Source organism: Amycolatopsis sp. NPDC000009, assembly GCF_055563465.1.
In genome coordinates this window covers 61,357-77,551 of sequence record NZ_JBVHDI010000025.1, presented here as the reverse complement: position 1 = coordinate 77,551, position 16,195 = coordinate 61,357, and the positions used below count along the sequence as shown (strand labels likewise).

13 protein-coding genes are annotated in these 16,195 nt (G+C 68.0%); 4 read left to right on the top strand and 9 right to left on the bottom strand.

Annotation, left to right across the window (positions count from 1 at the left end; all coding sequences use genetic code 11):
* Positions 1 to 211: 211 nt before the first annotated feature.
* Positions 212 to 2,428, bottom strand: a complete 2,217-nt coding sequence (locus ACZ3HL_RS39375) for a glycosyl hydrolase family 18 protein (protein WP_465536723.1) — start codon at positions 2,426 to 2,428, stop codon at positions 212 to 214.
* Positions 2,429 to 2,648: 220 nt separating this feature from the next.
* Between ACZ3HL_RS39375 and ACZ3HL_RS39370 the strand changes: the two genes are divergently transcribed.
* Both ACZ3HL_RS39370 and ACZ3HL_RS39365 read left to right on the top strand, forming a co-directional pair.
* Positions 2,649 to 3,251 carry an RNA polymerase sigma factor gene (locus ACZ3HL_RS39370; RefSeq protein WP_465421982.1) on the top strand — a complete coding sequence of 201 codons (603 nt, stop codon included), beginning with the start codon at positions 2,649 to 2,651 and terminating at the stop codon, positions 3,249 to 3,251.
* On the top strand, positions 3,244 to 4,143 hold the full coding sequence (locus ACZ3HL_RS39365; protein WP_465421980.1) for a CU044_5270 family protein: 900 nt from the start codon (positions 3,244 to 3,246) through the stop codon (positions 4,141 to 4,143). The genes ACZ3HL_RS39370 and ACZ3HL_RS39365 overlap by 8 nt, the downstream gene beginning before the upstream one ends.
* A gap of 4 nt (positions 4,144 to 4,147) precedes the next feature.
* Here ACZ3HL_RS39365 and ACZ3HL_RS39360 read toward each other — a convergent pair whose 3' ends face one another.
* Together ACZ3HL_RS39360 and ACZ3HL_RS39355 are read right to left on the bottom strand one after the other, a co-directional pair.
* Complete coding sequence (locus ACZ3HL_RS39360) at positions 4,148 to 4,927, bottom strand: enoyl-CoA hydratase/isomerase family protein (protein WP_465536721.1); 780 nt, start codon at positions 4,925 to 4,927, stop codon at positions 4,148 to 4,150.
* A gap of 34 nt (positions 4,928 to 4,961) precedes the next feature.
* Positions 4,962 to 5,852 (bottom strand): PaaX family transcriptional regulator, encoded by an 891-nt coding sequence (locus ACZ3HL_RS39355; protein WP_465421976.1) that lies wholly within the window; start codon positions 5,850 to 5,852, stop codon positions 4,962 to 4,964.
* A gap of 146 nt (positions 5,853 to 5,998) precedes the next feature.
* On the opposite strand from ACZ3HL_RS39355, the gene ACZ3HL_RS39350 reads away from it, so the two are divergent.
* Positions 5,999 to 7,636, top strand: coding sequence for an ABC-F family ATP-binding cassette domain-containing protein (locus tag ACZ3HL_RS39350; RefSeq protein ID WP_465536719.1), 1,638 nt, complete (start codon positions 5,999 to 6,001; stop codon positions 7,634 to 7,636).
* 54 nt (positions 7,637 to 7,690) lie between these two features.
* Here ACZ3HL_RS39350 and ACZ3HL_RS39345 read toward each other — a convergent pair whose 3' ends face one another.
* From ACZ3HL_RS39345 to ACZ3HL_RS39320, 6 genes are all read right to left on the bottom strand, one after another.
* Positions 7,691 to 8,512 carry a carbohydrate ABC transporter permease gene (locus tag ACZ3HL_RS39345; protein WP_465421972.1) on the bottom strand — a complete coding sequence of 274 codons (822 nt, stop codon included), beginning with the start codon at positions 8,510 to 8,512 and terminating at the stop codon, positions 7,691 to 7,693.
* Positions 8,509 to 9,396, bottom strand: coding sequence for a carbohydrate ABC transporter permease (locus ACZ3HL_RS39340; protein WP_465536716.1), 888 nt, complete (start codon positions 9,394 to 9,396; stop codon positions 8,509 to 8,511). Before ACZ3HL_RS39340 ends, ACZ3HL_RS39345 begins: the two co-directional genes overlap by 4 nt.
* A 7-nt stretch (positions 9,397 to 9,403) precedes the next feature.
* Positions 9,404 to 10,675, bottom strand: coding sequence for an extracellular solute-binding protein (locus ACZ3HL_RS39335; RefSeq protein ID WP_465536714.1), 1,272 nt, complete (start codon positions 10,673 to 10,675; stop codon positions 9,404 to 9,406).
* Positions 10,676 to 10,799: 124 nt separating this feature from the next.
* Positions 10,800 to 12,905 (bottom strand): alpha-galactosidase, encoded by a 2,106-nt coding sequence (locus ACZ3HL_RS39330; protein ID WP_465536711.1) that lies wholly within the window; start codon positions 12,903 to 12,905, stop codon positions 10,800 to 10,802.
* Positions 12,906 to 13,274: 369 nt separating this feature from the next.
* On the bottom strand, positions 13,275 to 13,712 hold the full coding sequence (locus ACZ3HL_RS39325) for a PPOX class F420-dependent oxidoreductase (RefSeq protein WP_465536708.1): 438 nt from the start codon (positions 13,710 to 13,712) through the stop codon (positions 13,275 to 13,277).
* Between the two features lie 40 nt (positions 13,713 to 13,752).
* Positions 13,753 to 14,700 (bottom strand): methionyl-tRNA formyltransferase, encoded by a 948-nt coding sequence (locus ACZ3HL_RS39320; protein WP_465536706.1) that lies wholly within the window; start codon positions 14,698 to 14,700, stop codon positions 13,753 to 13,755.
* 137 nt (positions 14,701 to 14,837) lie between these two features.
* Here ACZ3HL_RS39320 and ACZ3HL_RS39315 point away from each other — a divergent pair, with 137 nt between their 5' ends.
* The gene (locus ACZ3HL_RS39315) at positions 14,838 to 16,181 is read left to right on the top strand and encodes a lysine N(6)-hydroxylase/L-ornithine N(5)-oxygenase family protein (protein WP_465536704.1); all 1,344 of its coding nucleotides are present in this window, start codon (positions 14,838 to 14,840) and stop codon (positions 16,179 to 16,181) included.
* Positions 16,182 to 16,195 lie beyond the last annotated feature (14 nt).

The window sequence follows — 16,195 nt, the reverse complement described above, 5'->3', positions numbered from 1 at the left end:
TCTCCTCGAGTGGGTGTGAACCAGGTCACCGGCGGCGCGCGATTCAGTGTCATGGTCTGAACCAGTTGCGTCAAGACCTTTGTTCACTCCAAAAAGAAAGAATCCCCTGCTGTTCGGCGGGCCGGTCATACGCCGTGAAGGCCTCCTTGAGGGACTCCGGGTCCCTCAAGGAGGCCTTCACGGACTTGATCTCAGGGCGAGCGCCTGGCGGTCACTTCAGTGAGTTGTCCACTGTGGTCATGAGGGCTCCGGTGTCCCCGGACATCTCCCAGGCCATGACCCCGAGCAGTCCTCTGGTCTTGAGCCAGGCGACCTTCTGCTGGATGGACCAGGCGTCGTCGAAGGTCCACCATTGCCCTCCGTTGCCCGTGTAGCACGACGTGGCCACGGCCGCGGTGTCGTGCTGGACGGCGCAGTTGGGGACACTGGCCAAGAGATTCGCGTAGCCACGAGTACCTGCTTCCTCGGCGAACTGGCCTGGCGCGGCTCCGGTCGCGCTCTGCCATTCGCCCTTCTTGCCGCCGTCCGTGACCCCTTGCCAGCCTCTCCCGTAGAAGGCGAGGCCGAGGGTGAGTTTCCGTGGATTGGCCCCGGCTTCGGTGTAGGCGTTGATCGCCGACTCCACGCTGAACTTGAAGTTGTACGGATCGTCCGCGTCGGCGTAGAGGTTCCCCTGGTGGCCGGTGCGGTTCGGCTCCCACGAGTTGTCGCTGCCCGAGCCGTGGAAGTCGTAGCCCTGCACGTTCGCGACGTCGAGGTAGTCGAAGATCTTCGGGATCTCCCAGCCGCCCTTCACCTTCGCGGGGTCGGCGGGGGTGAACGCCTGCAGTTCGTACCGTTTGCCGGTGGTCGCGCCGTAGGCGTCCATCTGCGTGCGGAACTCGGCCAGCAGGGCGGTCAGGTTCGTCTTGTCGTTGGCGCTCCAGTGGTTCCCGGGGTGCCCGTCGGGGCTGCCCGGCCACTCCCAGTCGATGTCGATGCCGTCGAAGATGCCCGCGGCCGTACCCGGACCGCCGGCGCCGCCGTACGGCTTCACGTTCCCCTTGAGATAGGTGTCGATGCACGACGCGACGAACTTCTGCCGCGACGCGGGCGTGGCCGCGACGTCGGAGAAGTACTTCGAGTAGGTCCAGCCGCCCAGCGAGATGAGGATCTTCAGGTTGGGGTACTTGGCCTTGAGCTTCTTCAGCTGGTTGAAGTTGCCGCGCAGCGTCTCCCAGCCGGTGTCGCCGACGCCGTCGACGGACTGTGCCGCCGACATCGGCCGCGAGTAGTCGGCTTCCGCGTCGCCCGCGCCGTCACCCTGGTTGGGGTCCTGGGGATTCGACGTCGTTCCCTTGGTGACGCCCGAAAGGCAGGTGTGGTTGACCGGGTCGATGTTCCCGAAGGCGTACAGCAGATGGGTCAGCTTGGCGGCGGATCCGTTGGTCACCAGGTTCTTGACGAAGAACTGGCGGCCGTAGATCCCCCACTGGACGAAGTAGCCGACCCGGGCGTACCCGTTCACGATGTCGCCGGTGCGAGCGCTGACGGCGGCGCTCGCCGCGGAGACGTTGTCGTACCCGTCGCGGGCTTTGACCGTGAACGAGTACGAAGTGGACGGTGAAAGCCCGGTCACCGTGGCGGACGTCCCGGTCACCGTGGTGGCCAGCGTCGTGCCGCGGTAGACGTCGTAGGAGACGACGCCGGTGTTGTCCGTGGACGCGTTCCACGCCAGCGAGATCGAGCCCGAGGTGACCGCGGTCGAGCGGAGGTTCGACGGCGCGGTCGGCGCCTGGGTGTCGTCGCTCGGGTTGTTGGTGGTCACCGCGAGTGCCGGGGTGGGCGGCGACTTGGCGTCCTTCCGGTCCTTGGCGACGACGGTGAAGCTGTACGCCGTGTTCGGCGTCAGTCCGGTGATCCTCGCTTCGGTGCCGGTGACCGACGCCGCCAGCGTGGTGCCCTGGTAGACGTCGTAGCCGACGACGGGCAGCGAGCCCGGGGCGGCGGCGTTCCAGGCCAGCGCGGCGGTCGTGGTCGTCTTCGCCACGAGTCGCAGGTTGGCCGGGGTCGACGGCGGGGCGTCGCCGGAACCGTCGCAGTTGGCGTCGTCGATCCGGCACGTGACCGGGTTGACCGCGGAACTGAGCCGGAACGACGGGCTGTAGGGATAGGTCGAACGGCCCGGCGCGAGGGACTTGATGTAGAACGCCGGGGTGAGGGTGACCTGGTTGCCCGTCTGGGAGACCGTGGCGTGGGAGCCGCTCGTGGCGGTCACGCCGGCGGGGACGGTGAAGGTGATGGACCAGTCGGCGACGGTTTCGCTGCTGGGGTTCGTGACGGTGTACTCGCCGGTGGTCCCGGTCAAGGTGAAGGCGGCGCGGAGGCGGCCAGCCGCCAGCGCCGGAGTGCCCGCGGCTACCAGGAGCCCGGCGGCGAGGAGTGTCACGGTGAGTGCGCTGAGTAGTCTTCTTCTGGTGCGTCTCATGGCGGTTCTCTCCAAAAGAGGCGGCGAGACTGACCTGCTCGGAACATGGCGCGTGTGGTCTAGACCACACTTGAATGTAGCGCGGAGCGCATAAAAGGTCTAGACCGATTCGTCGGTCGTGAACCCGATAGGCCCCGGATGCGGACAACGGGTGACACCGACGAACGGCGAAAGGCGGTTCATGAGCTCACCCAGGGCGGATCCGGACGATCTCGACGACGCGGAGTTGATCGCGAGATCGGTGACCGGACCGGAGTGGTTCTCCGCGATCTTCGACCGGCATGCCGCGCATATCCACCGTTACCTGGTCAGGCGCATCGGCCCCACCGCCGCCGAGGACGCGCTGGGGGAGGCGTTCCTGGTGGCCTTCCGCAAACGCGCGGGGTACGACACCGAGCGCCGCGACGCCCGGCCTTGGCTCTACGGGATCGCCACCAACCTCGTGGCGCAGCGGCGTCGTGAGGAGGCCAAGGAGCTGAGACTGCGGGAAGCCCTCGGCCCGCCGTCTCACGAGGAAGGGCACGCCGAGCGCGTCGCGGAGCAGGTGACCGCCGAGGCGATGGGGAAACTGCTGGACTCCGCGCTGGCGGAACTCGCCGACGGCGACCGGGACGCGCTCACGTTGTTCGCCGGGGAAGGCCTGAGCTACGAGGAGGTGGCTTCGGCGCTGGGCATTCCGCTGGGCACCGTCCGCTCACGGCTCAATCGCGCTCGCCGGAAGGTCCGAGAGGCGCTGGGGCGCCCGGACACCACGACTTCGAAGGAGATCTCCACCCATGGATGAGCTGCAGTCGATCGCCGAGCGGACCGGCTCGGTCCCGCTCGCGGAATCCGGAGCGCTCGCCAAGGCGCGCGCGAGATTGATGGCCGAGATCGCCGGCGCGGAACGGGAAAACGTCGCGCCGCTGAGGAAACGGCGACGCTGGGCGCAGGCAGGGGCGGGGACGCTCGGGCTCGCCGCGGCCATCACCGCCGTCGTCGCGCTGACACCGGTCGACCAGGTCGGTCTCCACCCTCCCGCGGCCGCCGCGGATCCCGTGACGGTGCTCCGGAACGCCGCCGCGGCCGCGCTGAAGTCTCCCGCCACACCGCCGAGGCCCGGCCAATTCCTCTACACCAAGACCAAAGACCCCGAGGGTGAGCGGGAATCCTGGCGTTCGGCGGACGGCACCCACGACGGGCTGATCAAGCTCGCGGACGGAAGCTCCTTCCCGCTTCCAGGCTGCCGGAACGGGCGGGCGCAGGCGTACAAGGGCGAGGAGCCGCTCAACGGTGTCACGGAGCCGTGCACGCCGTCGCCCGGCTATCGGGCGGATCTCCCCACCGACGTGGACGCGATGTTCGCCCACCTCAACGCTGGTCACGACGGCGACTTCAACGCGATGGGCAAGGACGTCCTCTCGCTGGCGAGCGAGAGCTACCTTTCGCCGGAGGTCCGGGCGGCCCTGTTCGGCGCGGCGGCGAAGGTCCCAGGGCTGCGCGCCATCGACCACACCCAGGACGCGGCGGGCAGGCCGGGGGTGGGCATCACCTGGCCGCTGAGGCCGGGGGACGATCCCAAGGTGGCGAAACCGGTGGTGATCGTCTTCGCCGCCGGCACCTTCCAGTTCCTGGGCACGAATTCGACCGCGGTGACCGCGTCCGGCGTGGTGGACGCGGTCGGTCAGCGGCCCTAGCGGCTCAGCGCCCGGTGAAGGTCGCCTTGCCCGGGCCGTCGGCGAGGAACGACTTCACCGCGGCGCGCAGGTCCCCGGTGTCGAAGAGGCCGGCGGCGATGGTCGTGATGTGTTCGTTCGCCTCGGCGACCCCGCCGTGCTCGTAGTGCTCGATGACCTTCTTGGTGGCGGCGTGCGCCCGGGTCGGCCCTTGGGCGAGGTCGTTCGTGAAGGCGCGCGCGGCCTCGTCGAAGCCGTCCACCGGGAGCACCCGGTTGACCACGTTCCAGCGTTCGAGTGTCGCGGCGTCGTAAGTCGCGCCCGTCATCACGAACTCCTTCGCGCGGCCGACGCCGGCGCGGGCGGCGAGTCGCTGCGTGCCGCCCATGGTCGGGGTCAGGCCGACGACTCGTTCGACGAGGCCGAACTTGGCCTTCTCGCTCGCGAGGATGATGTCGCAGGCGACCGCGACCTCGAACGCCCACGTCAGGCAGAGACCGTGAGCGGCGAACACGGTGGGGAACGGGAGCGCGGCGATCCGGTCGGGGATCGCCAGCATCTCGTCGAAGAGCACCTTCGCCTCGGCCGCGCTCGCCTGGGAGTCGAACAGGGAGACGTCCACGCCGCCGCTGACGATCTTCCCCTCGGCACGGATCAGCGCCGCGCGCGGCGGCGTGGTCTCCAGTTCGCCGATCGCCTCGCCCAGTTCGGCCTGCAGTTCCGCCGTGTAGAGATTCAGCGGCGGCGAGGCGATGGTCAGCACGGCGAGGTCGTCTTCACGGTCGAGGCGGATCGAGGCGGCCAAGGCGGTTCCCTCCGATGGGTCGTTTTCCGTGACCCTAGCCCGACGCCGCCACGAGTTCGTCCCATTGCGCCTGTGCTTCTGGTCGCCATTCGACGTGTTTGCGGTGGAACAGGTCCGCCGCGCGCACGCCGCTCCAACCGTCGGGGAGGAGTTTTAGCGGCAGGCGTGGATCGAGGAAGGGGAAGCTGCGCCATTCGTGCACGAGTTCGGTCTGCGCACGCAGGACACCGCGCTCACCGGAAGGGTGCAGACCGGTGAACCGGTCGATGAAGTCCTCGTAGCGGTCCTTGAGGTCACTCAGGTCCCAGGACCGCGCGACCATCGTCTCCTGATCGCCGACGTCACCGTAGGCGGCGGTGAACGACATCGCCTGCGCGTCGAGACCGAGTTCCTGGACGATCTGCTGCGCTTCCCGCTGACGGCTGAGATCCGGGCTGACCCAGACGCCCGCCACCGGCGAGCCGAACCCGGCCCACGTCAGGCGGGTGCGCAGCCGGTGCCGGAGATCCCGTTTCGCTTCGGGGACCGAGACGATCAGCATCAGCCAGCGATCGTCCCAGGCCTTCTCCTCGTTGCCGAACGCGTAGATCCGCTCCGCGCCTTCGGTCAGGAGGCGCCTGCCTGGTGGAGTGAGCGACCAGCGCACTCTTCGCCCGACGCGTTCGGAGACGACCCAGCCCTCGGCGGACGAACGGGCCAGCGCCTGCCGTGCTGACTTCTCCTCGATGTCCAGTACGTGCAGCGCCTCGACCAGTGCCGAGGTCCAGATCGCTTGGTCTCGGGGCAGGACGTACTCGCCGAGGATCGTCATCAGCAGCGACCGCGCGCTGGCATGACCGACTTCCCGCCGCCTGCTCAGCGTCGGCCTACGGGTACCGCCTTTCTGCTGGTGGACGACGGGGACCGGGGTGGCGGAGTCCGCCATTTGCTGTCACCGACCTCAATGCTCGGGGATTCGTTCGGGTCCAGAAGAACAATCAGGTTACCCACGTTGCGTGATCGCTTGGATACTTGCCACTCTTCCGAGGGACCACGAGGTGTTCAATCGGCCCCCGTAGACTTACCGATCTCATGAGCGCCACACTCGTTGCCAAGAATCTCGCCGCCGGTCACGGCGACCGCGTGCTGTTCTCCGGTCTCGACCTGGTCGTCGCCCCCGGTGAAGTGATCGGTCTCGTCGGGGTCAACGGCGCGGGCAAGTCGACCCTGCTGAAGACCCTCGGCGGCCTCGTCCCGCCGGAGGACGGCAGCGTCCGGCTGAACCCGCCGACGGCCACCGTCGGTCACCTCCCGCAGGAACCGGAACGCCGTGAGGGTGAGTCCGTCCGCGCGTTCCTCTCCCGGCGTACCGGCGTCACCGCCGCGCAGGCCGCGCTCGACGCCGCCACGGAGGCGCTCACCGCGGGCGAATCCGGCGCGGACGACGCGTACGGTGTCGCGCTCGACCGCTGGCTCGCGCTCGGCGGGGCCGACCTGGACGACCGGGCCGGTGAGGTCGTCGCGGATCTCGGGCTGACGGTGAACCTCGACCAGCCGATGCTGTCGTTGTCGGGCGGGCAGGCGGCCCGCGCGGGAATGGCGTCGCTGCTGCTGAGCCGGTACGACATCTTCCTGCTCGACGAGCCGACCAACGACCTCGACCTCGACGGGCTGGAACGGCTGGAACGGTTCGTGACCGGGTTGCGTGCCGGGACGGTGCTGGTCAGTCACGACCGGGAGTTCCTGGCCCGCACCGTGGACCGGGTCGTCGAACTCGACTACGCGCAGCAGCAGGTGCGGACCTACGGCGGCGGCTACGAGTCGTATCTGGAGGAACGGGCCGTCGCGCGGCGGCACGCTCGCGAGGAGTTCGAGGAGTACGCGAACACCAAGGCCTCGCTCGAAGCCCGTGGCGCGATGCAGCGTTCGTGGATGGAGAAGGGCGTCAAGAACGCCCGGCGCAAGGCCACCGACAACGACAAGGTGGGCCGCAAGTTCCGGAGCGAGGCGACGGAGAAGCAAGCGTCGAAGGCCCGCCAGACCGACCGCATGATCGAGCGGCTCGAAGTCGTCGAGGAACCGCGCAAGGAATGGGAACTGCGGATGGAGATCGCCGCCGCACCCCGGGCGGGTGCGGTCGTGGCGACGCTGCGCGGCGCGGTGGTGCGGCGGGGCGACTTCACTCTCGGCCCGGTGGACCTGCAGATCGACTGGGCGGACAAGGTCGCGATCACCGGGGCCAACGGTGCGGGGAAGTCGACGCTGCTCGCCGCGTTGCTCGGCCGGGTCCCGGTCGACGAAGGCGCAGCGTCACTCGGTTCCGGTGTCGTGGTCGGTGAGGTCGACCAGGCGCGGAAGCTGTTCCTCGGCGACCTTCCGCTGGTGGAGGCCTTCGCCCGCGAGGTCCCGGAACTGGCCGACGCCGATGTGCGGACGCTGCTGGCGAAGTACGGGCTCAAGGCGGTGCACGTCCTCCGGTCCGCGGCCACGCTGTCGCCGGGGGAGCGGACCCGGTCCGCGCTGGCTCTGCTGCAGGCGCGCGGGGTGAACCTGCTCGTGCTCGACGAGCCGACGAACCACCTCGACCTGCCCGCGATCGAACAGCTGGAGTCGGCGCTGGCGGAGTACCCGGGGACGCTGCTGCTCGTGACGCACGATCGCCGGATGCTGGACGCGGTGGCGACCACGCGGCGGCTGGAAGTGGCCGACGGCAAGGTCACGGAGCTCTGAGCATTTAGTCCTCTGGATGCTCAACGCATTCAGAGGACTAAATGCGGCGGGGGATCAGCCCTTGGTCGCGCCCCCGGTGAGTCCCTTCACGAACTGCTTCTGCAGCGCCAGGTAGAAGATCAGCACCGGGAGCGTCGCCAGGAACATCAGCGCGAACACGCTGCCTAGATCCGCCTGGTACTGCCCGATGGACCGGTAGATCCCAGTGGTGATCGTCGTGCCCTGGCTGGGCCCGAGGATGATCAGCGGATCGATGAAGTCGTTCCAGATCCACACGCCGAGGAAGATCAGCACGCTCGCGGTGGCCGGACGCAGCAGCGGGAACACGATCCGCCAGAACACCTGCGTCCTGCTCGCGCCGTCGAGCAGCGCGGCCTCCTCGAGCTCCACCGGCACCCCGCGGATGAAGCCGGTGAACACGAAGACGCCGAACGGCACGTAGTAGCCGACGTTGAACAGCACCAAACCCTGGATCGTCGCCATCAACCCGGTCAGCCGCAGCACCTCGGTGACCGGGATCAGGATCACCTGGGGCGGGATCATCAAGCCCGCCAACAGGATCAGCGCGAGCACCTTCGTCCATCGCCGACCGGAACGCGCGAGGTAATGCCCGAGCATGGCCGAAAGCACGGTCAGGACGATGATCGACAGCAGGGTCACGAGCACGCTGTTCGCCAGGCTCACCCAGAACAGGCCATCGGGCCGGGTGAGGACGGCGTGGATGTTGGACAGCGTCGGTGGCAGCGGGACCGACGCCGGCTCCTGGGCGATCCGATCGCCGGGTTTGAAGACGTTGACGAGCACGTAGTACAGCGGCACGGCGAAGAGCGCGCTCGCCAGGATCGCCGCGGCCGGCCGGAGCCACTTCGCGGTCACAGGTCCACCTCCCGCCGCCGCAGGAACCGCAGCACGATCGTGGTCAGGACCGCCACGATCATCAGCATCACCACGGCCATCGCGGACGCATAGCCGACGTGGTTCGCGTCGAGGCCGGTGGCGAGGACACTGAACGCGATGGTGGCCGTGGTCCCCGAACCCGGCCCGCCGTTGGTGACCACCTTGACGTGGTCGTAGGTCTTGAACGCCGAGATCAACAGGACCACGGTGTTGATCGTCAGCGACGGCGCGAGCAGCGGCCACGTCACCGCGCGGAACCGGCGGACCGGTCCGGCGCCGTCGATCTCCGCGGCCTCCAGCAGTTCGGCAGGAACACCCTGAAGTCCCGCGAGGTAGACCACCACGCAGAATCCCAGCATCTGCCAGCACACGATCGACGCGACCGAGTACAGCGCGAGGTCCGGATCCGAGAGCCAGCCCGGTGGATGCTCGACGCCGAGGGCGCGGAGCGCTTCGTTGACCGGGCCCCGGTCGTCGAGCAGTTTCGTCCAGATGATGCTGACCACGACCGAGCTGAGGATCACGGGCGTGAAGAACACGCTCCGCAAGACGTTGTACAGCCAGCCCTTCCGGTCGAGCAGCAACGCGACGCCGAGCCCGAGCACGTTCGGCACGATCACGACGATGACGGTCAGGATCGTGGTGACCCGGAGCGCGGTGAGGAACTGCTCGTCCTGGAACAGCAGCCGGTAGTTTTCGAGACCCACGAATTCCGCGGGCGGGTCGAAGGGGTTGTGGTTCGTCAGGCTGTAGCCGAAGCTGATGAGGATCGGCGCCATGACGAAGCAGAGATAGATGACAACGCCGGGCGCGCCGAACGAGGCGAAATGCCACACGCGCGGCAGGATCGGTTTCCTCCCCATCGCGGTGTCAGCGCGCCTTCGCCCATTCGGTGTCCAGGAACGCGCACGCGTCGGCCACCGTTTTGCGGCCGGTGATGACGTCCTGCGCGGCCTGGTAGACCTTGTCCTTCATGCCCGGCAGGAGCCCGTCGTCCGCGGTCTCCCAGCTGAAGGCGTTCACGACGGCGTTCTTCGCGACGGCTTCCCTGTACAGCTCGTATCCCGCTTTGAAGACCGGTCCGACGTCGGCGGGCGGTGTGTAGCCCTTGATCGCGGGGAACAGGCCGTCGGCCTTGACCGAGGCGTCGATCTGCTCCTTGTCGAGCTGGAACGCGAGCGCGAACTTCCTTGCCGCGTCGAGGTTCCGCGACTTGGCGTTGACGACGATGCCGCCACCGGTGTACGCGGGCACCACGAGTTTCCCGTCCTCGGAAGGGAAGTTGAAGACGCCGATTTCGAACGACGGCTTCTTGGCATCGGCGCTGGCGGCGAACCAGTTGCCCATCGGGTACATCGCGCCTTCACCGTTGAGGAAGGCCGCTTCGGTCGCCGAGTAGTCCCGCGAGACCTGGGTCTTGTCGAGGTAGCCCTTGGCCACGAGGTCGGCGAACTTGCCGAACGCCTGCCGGAAGGCCGGATCGGTGAACTTGACCTTGTCGGCCCGCCGCTGGGAAAGCCAGTCCGGTGTCGTGCCGTAGACATCGACGCTGACCAGGCCGTCCAGCAGCATCGCGGACGGGAACCCTTCCTTGCCGCCGCCGATGGTGAACGGAGTGATGCCCTTCGCCTTCAGTTTCTCCGACGCGGCGAGGAGTTCGTTCCACGTCTTCGGTGTCGACGTGATCCCGGCGTCGGCGAAGAGCTTCTTGTTGTAGTAGATCGGCGGGATGGTCTGGGTGTTGGCGGGCAGCTGGTGGTGGCCGCCCTTGATCGGATTGGCCGCGGGGAACTGGAAATCCTTGAGTTCCTCGGGCGTCCAGGCGTAGAGGTTGCCCGATTCGGCGAAACCGGCGGAGTCGACGGCGATCGCGACGTCGGGGAACTGGCCGGACTGCAACAGTTGCTTGGCATAGCCGGTGCGGTCGGTCGACGGGGCGACGAGTTTCTTCACGCTCAGGCCGGGATCGCGGTCCGTGACGCGTTTGATCGCGGAGTCCCAATAGGACGGTGGGAGGTTCGGCGTCTCGAACGTCAGGAAGGTGATCTCGTTTCCCGAGGCGTTCGTCCCGCCGCCGACGGTGCATCCGGTGAGGCTCGCGGCGAGGAGTAGCGCGGCTCCCAACGCGAAGGACCTTCTCATGCCCCAGTCACCCTTCTCGCGGCGATAGACGACGGCATTCGATCGGATGTCTAGGGTGATGTCAAGCGGCTTCTTGCACGCGTTCCTGGCGAATTGGGGTGATACATCTGATCTATCGACGCGCTCAGAGCTTCGTCAACCGGATCACGACGCTGGCGAAATCGCCCTCCGGAAGTCCGGGGAACAGGCCGTGTGCCAGGAGCGGGGCACCGTGCCACACCTTTCCGGTGTCCTCGTCGCGGTAGCGGGCGGAGGGGTCGAGACCGTCGAGGCGGACCGGTCGTTCGTGAGTGTGGAAATGTGCCGCTTGCCGGAACACGAACACCACCGCGCGTCCGCCGTCGGCCGCCACGTACTGCAACGCGGAGACACCGTCGGTGGCGGGCGGCACGAGACGGTGGAGCCTGCCGTGCTGGACGATGGGCCGGATCTCCTTGTACAGCGCGATCTGTTCGCGCGCGTGGTCCAGATCCTCCTCGGACCACTTCACGATGTCGCCGCCGATGCCGAGCACCCCCGCCATCGCGACGTGGAACCGGAAGCGCAACGGTGTGGATCGGCGGGTGACGAAGTTGGGATCGTCGGTGACCCATGCCGACATCGCGCGCGCCGGGTACACCTGGCCGTAGCCGTGCTGGATGACGAGCCGGTCGAGCGCGTCGGTGTTGTCGGAAGTCCAGACCTGGTCCGTCCTGGCCATGATCCCGAGGTCGATCCGGCCGCCACCGCCGCCGCACGCTTCGATCCGCAGCCCGGGATGGCGGGCGCGCAGGAGGTCCATGATCGCGTAGACCGAGCGGGTGTGCTCCACCCACAGCCGGTCCGGATCGCTGTCGGCGGGCCAGCCCGCCTCGCTGAACGGGCGGTTCATGTCCCATTTCAGGAAGTCGATCCCGTGCCTGCCGACGAGGGCGTCGAGCGTGCGGAACGCCCACTCGGCGACGTCCGGGCGGGCGAAGTTGAGCACCAGCTGCCGCCGGAGTTCCGACCGTGTCCGATGTGGATGGTGGAGGACCCAGCCGGGGTGGGCGCGGTGGAGATCGCTGTCCGGATTGACCATTTCGGGTTCGACCCAGAGGCCGAACTTCATGCCGAGCCGGTGCACTTCGGCGACGAGCGGTTCGAGGCCGTCGGGGAACTTGTCGCGGTTGACCTGCCAGTCGCCGAGGCCGGCGTGGTCGCCGTTCCGGGCGCCGAACCAGCCGTCGTCCATCACGAACAGTTCCACGCCGAGCGCCGCCGCCTTTTTCGCGAGCGCGCGCTGGCCCGCGTCGGAGACATCGAAACCCGTTGCCTCCCAAGAGTTGTAGAGCACCGGCCGGAGTTCGCCGGGATGCGGGAGAACATGGCCGATCGTGTACGCGTGCCACGCGCGGCTCGCGGTACCGAACCCGCCGTCGGTGTACAGCCCGGCGAAAACCGGTGTGGTGAGGGTGTCGCCGGGTGCGAGCCGGGGGACGACGCCGTCTTGGCCGAAACCGCCGGTCACGGTGAGACGGCCGGTGGACGAGCGGGTGGTGGTGATGCGCCACGAACCACTCCACGCGAGTATGGCGCTGTAGACCTCGCCGTGCCGTTCGGTCGTCTCGCCGTCGTCGAGCATCACCCACGGATTGGCGTGATGGCTCGTGATGCCGCGCCTGCTGCCGAACGTCGTTTCGCCGTGGGGGACAGGTTCGCGGAGCAGTTGAGTCTCGGCCGCCCAACGGCCGGTGACGTGGCTGATCCGGTAGCCCGGCCGGGGCGGCACGACCCAGGTCGCCGAGTCGGCGCGGATGATCTCGATCGGGCCGTCGGTACCGTCGTGGGCGAGTTCGGTCCAGCGCTCGACGACGTCGGTGCCCTCTCGCACGCGATAGCCGAGCGTGATCCGGAGGGGGTAGTGGCGATCGCGGAAGCGGACGCGCAGGCGTCCCCTGTCGATGTCGTGGCCGAGGTAGCGCCATTCGAGGGCGCGGGTCCCGTCGGCGAACCGGATTTGGAGGGCGGGGGTCCAGTACCGGGTGCCGCCGTCGGCGGCGAGTTCGTCGAGTCCTTCGTTGGGATCGTTGAAGCCGTCCCAGCGTTCTTCCGTCCGGGGGAGGACGTCGGCGAGCTGGCAGGCGGTGAGCGCCGGACCCCAGTAGACGTGGGAGGGCGTGTCGTCCTCGGCCAGCCTGAGCGCGTAACTCGTGGCTGCCGTGCTGATGAGCCAGGAACGGGTCTTCTCGTCGAAAACGATCTCGGCCACGGGGCCATCCTGGCGCCGGACGGTGGCCGCGGCCAGCTTGCTCCCGCTCGGCGGTACATCAGGTTTCGCGAGTGACCCGTCCGATCACGGTCCAATCACGAGAGCCCCGCCGGAGTACATGAAGGACCCCTTCCTGTACATAGGCGCAAGGAAGGGGGCCTTCATGTACTGGGATGGTGTGAAGGACCCCTTCCCTCGGCTGAGCCGAGGGAAGGGGTCCTTCACGCGCAGCCGCTGTGACTGCTGGTACCTGTGGGGCGCACGTGGCGATCACCGAGTCCGTGAAGGCCTCCTTGCCTACCTTCAGGGTAGGCAAGGAGGCCTTCACGGACTCGGCCCGGCAAGCGCGGTGCCGAGACCGAAGCGACCTCAGCCGCCGACCTTCGCGATCGCCACGAAGTGCTCAGGCCGCACCCGCACGATCACCTTCCCCGGCGACGTCGCGTAGGCGAGCCAGCCGTCGATGGCCTCCTGCCCGGCTTCGCCGAGATACCGCCGGGCGATCGACTCCGAACCGGCGCGAATGCCCTCCGGATCCGAAACGAACTCCGCGACCCCCTCGACGCTCACGAACGAGTAGGGCGGAGCGGGGTCTTCGGCGACCACCGAAACGCGCGGATTCTCCTTGAGCGCCTTGCCCTTGACGGAGTCCGTGCCCACGTTGACCAGGATGTCGTCCCCGTCGAGGGCGAACCAGATCGGGACCGCGTGCGGCCTGCCGTCCGGGCGGACCGTCGCGAAGACGGCGGTGCGGGTGCCTTCGGCGAGGAAGGCGCGGCGCTGATCGTCGGTCATCTTCTCCGGCATGACTGTCCCTCCAGGGTGGCTGTCGAACCGTGAGCACACCCTAGGGGCGCGAGGTCAGATAACCGCCCATGGTGCGGAAGTACTCGTTCGCCGTCAGTTCGGTGCCGTCCTCGGTCCGGACCCGCTCGATGACGAGACCGTGCGACCGCCCCCGGCGCGACTCCGGCCCGGCGACGATCACGACGCCTTCCCCCTCACGGATGAAGATCCGGCCGGGGGTGCCGCCGTAGCGACCCACCGACACCGACGAGCGGATCACCCGCAGCTGCTTCCCGCGGTGGTAGGTGAAGGCGTTGGGGTACGGGTCGGACTGCGCGCGCACCAGCCGCTCGATCTCCTCGGCGGGCCAGGACCAGTCGATGAGGCTGTCTTCGAGGGCGCGCTTGTGGAAGAAGCTGGCCTTCGACCTGTCCTGTTTGACCGGGGTGTAGTCGCCGCTCGCGATGAGCTCGATCGCCTCGGTGGTGAGCGGCGCGATGAGGTCGACCGTCCGGTGGAACAGATCGGTCGTCGTGTCCTTCGGGCCGACCGGCACGGAGCGCTGGAGCACGATGTCGCCCGCGTCGAGGTCGGCGTCCATCATGTGGGCGGTGAGGCCCACTTCCTTCTCGCCGTTGATGAGCGCCCAGATCAGCGGCGAGAAGCCGGCGTAGGCGGGCAGCAGCGAGTCGTGGACGTTCAGCGTGCCGTACCGCGGCAGCTCGAAGATCTCGGGCGGCAGCCAGGTACGCCAGTTGTTGGCGACGATCAGGTCGAGATCGGCTTCCTTCAGCTCCGCCAGCAGTTCCGCGTCGTCGGGACGCTGCCGCAGCAGCGCTCGGATCCCGTTGGCCTCGGCGAGGTCCGCGACGGAGTCGGACCAGATCTTCTCGTAGGCGTGGTCGCTCTTCGGGTGGGTGACGACGAGGGCGACCTCGTGGCCCGCGTCGATCAAGGCCCGCAGGGTGCGGTGTCCCCAGGTCTGGTATCCGAACATGGCGACCCGCATGGGACCGGCCTCCTCCTGGTCGAGGGATGAACATCACCACTGAAAGTACTAGTTGAGCCTCACCTAACTTAGGTTAGGGTTCCCTGGTCTTTGTAACGAAGTACCGAGATGCGGCTGAGCCGCGCTAGGGGTTCAAGATGGCACGAGCAGTGGTCGGTGAACGGGTTCCGGTCTACGACGTGGTCGGGGTCGGGTTCGGTCCCTCGAACCTCGCGCTCGCCATCGCGGTCACCGAGCACAACGCCGCGCCGGGGGCCGGGACCGTCACCGCCCACTTCCTCGAGCGCCAGGTGCGTTTCGGCTGGCACCGCGGGATGTTGATCGACAACGCGACCATGCAGGTCTCCTTCCTCAAGGACCTGGCGACGATGCGGAACCCGACGAGTTCGTTCAGCTTCCTGTCGTATTTGCACAGCAAGGACCGATTGGTCGATTTCATCAACCACAAGAACCTGTTCCCGTTGCGGATCGAGTTCCACGACTACTTCGAGTGGGCGGCGGAAAAGGTCGACGACCTGGTTTCCTATGGCACCGAAGTGCTCTCCGTCACGCCGGTGTTCGAAGGCGACGAGATCGTGTTCTTCGACGTGCACGCCCGCACCGACGGCGAGCTGGTGAATTTGCGTGCCCGCAACCTGGTGATGGGCACCGGGCTGCGGCCGAACCTCCCCGAAGGTGTGACGCCGGGCACACGGATCTGGCACAACAGCGAACTCCTGCACCGGCTCGAGGGGATGGCCGCCGAGGAGCCGAAGCGGTTCGTCGTCGTCGGCGCCGGTCAGAGCGCGGCCGAAGTGAGCGCCCTGCTGCACGACCGTTTCCCCCGGGCCGAGGTGTGCGCGGTGTTCGCGCGGTACGGCTACAGCCCGGCCGACGACAGCGCGTTCGCGAACCGGATCTTCGACCCCGAGGCGGTCGGGCGGTTCTACGAAGCGCCGGAAGCGGTCAAGGACCGCCTGATGCGCTACCACGGCGCGACGAACTATTCGGCCGTGGACATCGAACTCATCGACGAGCTGTACCGGCGCGTCTACCGCGAGAAGGTCCAGGGGATCGAGCGGCTGAAGCTCATCAACGTCTCCCGCCCCACCGAGGTCACCGACACCGGCTCCGAAGTGCGGGTCACGGTCGAAGCCCTGGAGACGGGGGAGCGGACCCGGCTCGACGCCGACTTCGTCGTGTACGCCACCGGGTACAGCCCCGCGGACCCGACGCCGCTGCTCGGCGAGCTCGCCTCCGCGTGCACGCGTGACGACGAGGGCAGGCTCCGGGTCGAGCGCGACTACCGGATCGTCACCGAACCGCCGCTGGACGGCGGGATCTACCTGCAGGGCGGCACCGAGCACACGCACGGCATCACGTCGTCGCTGCTGTCCAACACCGCCGTCCGGGTCGGCGAGATCCTTCAGTCCATCGTGGACCGGCGGTCCGCCGGGGCGTCCCGGCCCGAGTACGCGGTGAGCGGGACCGGGTCCGCCTGAGGCACGGACGATCC